Source organism: Clostridium sp. ATCC 25772, assembly GCF_001573875.1.
In the GTDB taxonomy this organism is placed as follows: Bacteria; Bacillota; Clostridia; order Clostridiales; family Clostridiaceae; genus Clostridium_J; species Clostridium_J senegalense.
Window position 1 is genome coordinate 1 of sequence record NZ_LFRG01000092.1, and the last position, 4,562, is coordinate 4,562.

At 27.9% G+C, this 4,562-nt stretch carries 2 protein-coding genes, 1 tRNA gene and 1 other annotated feature; of the genes, 2 read left to right on the forward strand and 1 reads right to left on the reverse strand.

The features are described from left to right. Positions 1-80: 80 nt before the first annotated feature. Positions 81-155: transfer RNA gene (locus AZI32_RS16780), tRNA-Asn, on the forward strand. 132 nt (positions 156-287) lie between these two features. Beyond that, positions 288-515: a binding site (T-box leader), on the forward strand. A 60-nt stretch (positions 516-575) separates the two neighbouring features. Beyond that, entirely contained in the window at positions 576-2,234 is a 1,659-nt protein-coding gene (gene gltX, locus AZI32_RS16785) for a glutamate--tRNA ligase (protein ID WP_061997080.1), read from the forward strand. A 40-nt stretch (positions 2,235-2,274) separates the two neighbouring features. Here the strand turns inward: gltX and AZI32_RS16790 are convergent, their stop codons facing one another. Further along, positions 2,275-3,933 (reverse strand): glutamine--tRNA ligase/YqeY domain fusion protein, encoded by a 1,659-nt coding sequence (locus tag AZI32_RS16790; protein WP_061997082.1) that lies wholly within the window; start codon positions 3,931-3,933, stop codon positions 2,275-2,277. Positions 3,934-4,562: the final 629 nt, after the last annotated feature.

Below are 4,562 nucleotides of genomic sequence, written 5' to 3' on the forward strand. Positions count from 1 at the left end.
AACAGGCAAGTTAAGCCTCTAGACGCCGAGAGTACTGCACGGGTGACTGTGTGGGAGGGTAGGTTGTTGCCAGGTAATATTCCGCGATAGCTCAACGGTGGAGCACTCGGCTGTTAACCGATAGGTTGAAGGTTCGAATCCTTTTCGCGGAGCCATTTTGGAAACATAGAAGTAGAATATCTACTTCTTTTTTTATTTAATCAGAATAATTTATACAAAAAGAGGAAAACTAATAAATATATGTTTACAATATGATTATTGCAATATATAATTAAATAAGAATTAAATATTATGTGATGAAGGAGAAAAGTAATTATCAAATGTTTTATAGAGAGCTAAGGATGGTGGAAACTTAGTAAATTGAGATAATGAAAAGAAGCTCTAGAGCTATAAGCCGAAAATCATTTTTTATGGAGTAAGCTTATGGGATTCTTCCCTTATAAAGATTGAGAGGACTAAATTTAAAGTTTAGTCAATCTAGGTGGTAACGCGGAATATAACCTTTCGTCCTATAATTTTAGGATGAAAGGTTTTTTTATTTTAAATTTTAATAAATAATTGAAAGGATGAGTAATATGAATTTACAATCATTAGCAAATGCTATTTTCCCTAATATTGATAAGAATCCAAAATTTTATATTGACAAATATCCAAAAAGAAACTTAAAAGAAGGAGCTAAAGTTACAAGATATGCGCCAAGTCCAACAGGATTTCAACATATAGGTGGTGTATTTTCAGCATTAATAGATGAAAGAATAGCAACCCAAAGTGAAGGAGTATTCTTTTTAAGAATAGAAGATACAGATCAAAAAAGAGAAGTAGAAGGTGCTATAGAAGATACAATAAAAACAATGCATAAATTTGGATTAGACTTTACAGAAGGTATGACAGGAGATAACACTTCAAAGGGTGACTATGGTCCATATAGACAAAGCGAAAGAAGCGAAATATATAAAACTTTTGCTAAAGATTTAATAGCTAAGGGTCTTGCATATCCATGTTTTTGTACATCAGAGGACTTAGAAAAATTAAGAGAAAATCAAATATCAGAAAAATTAACTCCTGGTTATTATGGTGAATATGCTAGTTGCAGAAATTTATCAACAGAAGAGGCTTTAGAAAAAATAAATAATGGTGAACGATACATAATAAGATTAAAATCACCAGGCAATTCAGAAAAAAGAGTAGAGTTTCACGATTTAATAAAGGGAGACATATCATTCCCAGAAAATAATCAAGATATTGTTATAATAAAATCAGATGGACTTCCAACATATCATTTTGCTCACGCAATAGATGATGCATTAATGGGAACTACTACAGTAATAAGAGGAGAGGAGTGGCTTTCATCACTTCCTATACATGTACAATTATTTGATGTTCTTAGATTTGAAAAACCAGAATATGCACATACTCCAACTATTATGAAGCAAGATGGAGGATCTAAAAGAAAACTTTCTAAAAGAAAAGATGCAGAAAGTGCAGTAAGTTATTATGATGAAGAAGGATATCCGATGATATCAGTTATTGAATATTTATTAAATATAATAAATTCAACATTTGAAGAGTGGAGAGAAGAAAATCCATTTGCAGATTATCATGAGTTTAAAGTATCTTTAGATAAAATGAGTAAAAGTGGAGCTTTGTTTGATATAGTAAAACTAAATGATGTAAGTAAAAATGTTATATGCAGATTAAAAGCAGATGTTGTTTATGATTATTATACAAATTGGGCTAAAGAATATAATAAAGAAATGTATGAATTAGTTACTTCAAATGAAAATATGTGTAAAGAAGTATTTAATATAGATAAAGAAGGACCTAAACCTAGAAAAGATTTCGCTAAATGGAATGATGTTAAAGAAAAAATATTCTTTTTCTTTGATGAATTATTTAAGAACGATGGAATTGATAATATAGAACTTCCAAAAAAAGTAGAATTAACTGAAGCACAAAGGATTATAGAGGCTTATTCAAAAGCATATAATTTTAATACCGATAAAGATACATGGTTTGAAGAATTAAAAGCTGTAGCAGTTGAATTAGGTTATGCTACAGATAGAAAAGCATTTAAAAAGGATCCTGAAGCCTATAAAGGTATGGTTTCAGATGTAGCAGGATCAGTTAGAGCTGCATTAACTCATAGAGCTAATACGCCAGATTTATATACTATAATGCAAATAATGGGAGAAGAAAAAGTAAAAACTAGATTTAATGAATTTATATCTCTTTAATAAAAAACACTAGCAAATTAAACTTTGCTAGTGTTTTAATCTATTTATTTAATTTAAATGAGCTTTTTAATGAAACTATTCTATTAAATACAAGCTTATCTTCAGAAGTTAGTTTCGGATCAACATTAAAGTATCCATGTCTAAATAGTTGATATTTATCATGTGCTTTGGAATCTTTAAAACTTGGCTCAATAAATCCATTTAAAACTTCTAATGAATTAGGATTTATTTGTTCTAAGAAATGTTTTTCTTCTTCTGTTTCATTATCAAGAATTAAAGGCTCATATAGTCTGAATTCAGCAGGAATTGCAGCTTTAGCATCAACCCAATGGATTGTTCCTTTTACCTTTCTTCCTGTAAATCCAGTACCACTTTTAGTTTCAGGATCATAAGTACAACGAATTTCTGTTACATTACCATCAGCATCTTTTATAACTTCATTACATTTAACAAAGTATGCTCCTTTTAGTCTTACTTCATTTCCAGGGAATAATCTAAAGTATTTTTTAGGAGGATTCTCCATAAAATCTTCTTGTTCAATATATAATTCTCTAGAAAATGGTACTTGTCTTACTCCAGCATTTTCATTATCAGGATTGTTTTCTATAGGTAGCATCTCTACTTGGCCTTCTGGATAATTAGTTATAACTAATTTTAATGGTTTTAAAACTGCCATTGCTCTTGGTGCTTTAGAATGTAAATCTTCTCTTATAAAATATTCAAGCATTTGACTATCTACAGTGGAAGCAGCTTTAGCAACTCCAATAGCTCTACAGAAGTTTCTTATAGATTCAGGAGTATATCCTTTTCTTCTTAAACCAGCTATAGTTGGCATTCTAGGATCATCCCATCCATCAACAACATTTTCATCAACCAACATTTTTAATTTTCTCTTACTCATAACAGTATTAGTTATATTTAATCTTGCAAATTCAATTTGTTGAGGTTTTGCTAACATTTCACATTCATTTACAACCCAATCATACAAAGGTCTATGATCTTCAAATTCTAAAGTGCAAATTGAATGAGTAATGCCTTCTATAGCATCTTCTAATGGATGAGCATAGTCGTACATTGGATATATACACCACTTATCTCCAGTATTATGATGTGTTGAATGAGCAATTCTGTATATTATAGGATCCCTCATATTTATGTTTGGAGATGCCATATCTATTTTAGCTCTTAAAACTTTCTCACCATCTTTAAATTCACCATTTCTCATTTTCCCGAATAAATCTAAGTTTTCCTCTATAGATCTATTTCTATATGGACTTTCTTTTCCAGGTGATGTTAGAGTACCTCTATATTCTCTCATTTCATCTGATGTTAAGTCACAAACATATGCTTTACCTTTTTTTATTAATAAAATAGCTCTATCATACATTTCTTCAAAATAGTCAGATGCAAAATATAAATTATCCCAATCAAAACCTAACCATTGAACATCCTCTTTTATAGATTCAACATATTCAGTATCTTCTTTAGTAGGATTAGTATCATCAAATCTTAGATTTGTTTTTCCTTTAAACTCGTCGGCTAATTCGAAGTTTAAAACTATAGATTTAGCGTGACCTATATGTAAGTAACCGTTAGGTTCAGGTGGAAAACGAGTTAAAATAGAATCATGTTTACCATTTTTTAAGTCGTCGATTACTATATTTTTTATAAAGTTAGATGAATTCATTTCTTTAGTCATAATACACATACCTTTCTTTAAAAAAATTTTATGAATACAATATTACATTAATATATTAATTGTTATTATAAACCAATTATAAAAATTAAAATAATAGCATAGTTAAAATATAATATTTAATTAAAATGTGAAATTATTTATTAATTTACATTTTATATAGTATTTATATACTATTTTAAACTAATAATAGGAAAAAATAAAGTCAATATGGTAATACAACATCAATCCTAATGTATAGATTAGATTTCTTGTTATAAAAATTATAAATTTAAGAACTTATTATATTAATTATTTCGAGAAATTTTAATAACTATAATATATATGAAGTTATAGTTATCATTAAAAAACATTTAAGTGAATAAGTAGTTTTAAATTATATCATAGATTATAGGGGAAATATTAAGAGATAAATTTATAAATTTTTAATTTAAATATTTGAAACTTATATATAACCTTATTATTAAGATAGACAGTTATTTTCGTACATATACAATTAAATAGAAATTGCATAAAAATCATATTTAGAAACACAAACTTAACCGTGTGTGTCAGTAGATGAAATCTAAAAGAAAAATGTAGTATTTAAAAGAAAAATAGGAATAATTTAATTAAATAAGGTAAATAATAAT